Here is a 1,283-nt window from a genome sequence, read left to right as displayed (position 1 = left end):
CTCCCGGCGGGGCGGGCCGGTGACCGCCCGTGACGGGGTGGCCGCGTGACGTCGTCGGAAGCCGCCCGTCCGCGGCGTCGAGGGTAGGGTTTCGGCCCGCGCGCCGGGTCGGCGAACTGCGGCAGCAGCGACACGTACAGGATCGCGATCTTCGGGTTGAGCAGGTTGGTGACGAGGCCCATGGTGAACAGCCGGCGCGGCGGGTCGGCGGGCAGCTCGCGGGGCGCGAACACGGCCGTGCCGCCGGGCCGCACCGCCTGCCAGGCGAGCCAGAGCAGGTAGGCCGCCCCGCCGATCTTGATCGCGGTGTAGAGGGCGGGGACGAGCGTGAAGACGGCGGTGAGCCCGGCGGTGGCGGCGGCGACGTAGAGCACGAAGCCGGCGGCGACGCCGCCGAGGGAGACGAGCCCGGCGCGGCGGCCCTGCGTCACCGTCCGCGACACCAGGTAGATCATGTTCGGTCCCGGGGTCAGCACGAGCCCGAGGGCGAAGGCGGCGACGGCCGCGGCGGCGGTGAGCGAGATCATTGCACCGATACTAGATCCGGACATTTCTCAGTACAATATGGTGAATTGATCTCGGTGCAATGTGGGGAGCAGCCGTGGAGGACTTCCGCCGGGTCGCCGACGAGGTGGCCGCCGACATCGCGGCGGGGCGGCTGCGGCCGGGCGACCGGCTGCCCCCGCAGCGGGCCTTCGCCCGGCGGCGCGGCATCGCGGCCTCCACGGCGGGCCGCGTGTACCGGGAGCTCGGGCGGCGCGGCCTCGTGGCCGGCGAGGTCGGGCGCGGCACGTTCGTGCGCGCCGCGGCGCGTCCGGCCGACCCCGCGCTGGCCGAGCCGGCGGGCGCCCGCGTCGACCTGGAGCTGAACTACCCGCTGGTCCCCGAGCAGGGCCCGCTGCTGGCCGCCGGGCTGGAGCGGCTGATGCGCCGGGACGTCCTGGACGAGGCGCTCGGCCCGGTGGGCGTCGCGGGGACCGCCGCCGCCCGGGAGGCCGCCGCCGCGCTGCTCGCGACGCCCGCGCTGGCGCCGGACCCGTCCCGCGTGCTGTTCGCCGGGAGCGGGCGGCAGGCGATCGCGGGAGCCGTGGCGGCGCTCGTCCCGCCCGGCGGGCGGCTGGCCGTGGAGGCGCTGACCTATCCGGTGGTGAAGGGAATCGCGGCCCGGCTCGGCGTCACGCTCGTCCCGGCCGCCGGTGCCGCCGCCGTTCCGTCCGCCGCTGCCGGGGCAGCCGCAGTTCCTGCCGCCGCCCAACTACGGCGCGGGGCCGTACCAGCAGGTC

At 77.1% G+C, this 1,283-nt stretch carries 2 protein-coding genes; one reads left to right on the top strand and one right to left on the bottom strand.

Going from position 1 to position 1,283, the window contains the following annotated elements; genetic code table 11:
- Window positions 1-527 (bottom strand): LysE family translocator (locus AB0K34_RS46630; RefSeq protein ID WP_364554974.1); only part of this gene is annotated, 527 nt, incomplete at its 3' end.
- A gap of 74 nt (window positions 528-601) precedes the next feature.
- On the opposite strand from AB0K34_RS46630, the gene AB0K34_RS46625 reads away from it, so the two are divergent.
- A partial coding sequence (locus AB0K34_RS46625; RefSeq protein ID WP_364554972.1) for a GntR family transcriptional regulator occupies window positions 602-1,283 on the top strand: 682 nt, incomplete at its 3' end.

Origin of the sequence: Actinomadura sp. NPDC049382 (genome assembly GCF_040677125.1) — a bacterium.
GTDB classification, from domain to species: domain Bacteria; phylum Actinomycetota; class Actinomycetes; order Streptosporangiales; family Streptosporangiaceae; genus Spirillospora; species Spirillospora geliboluensis.
This window is presented reverse-complemented; position numbering and strand designations above follow the sequence as displayed.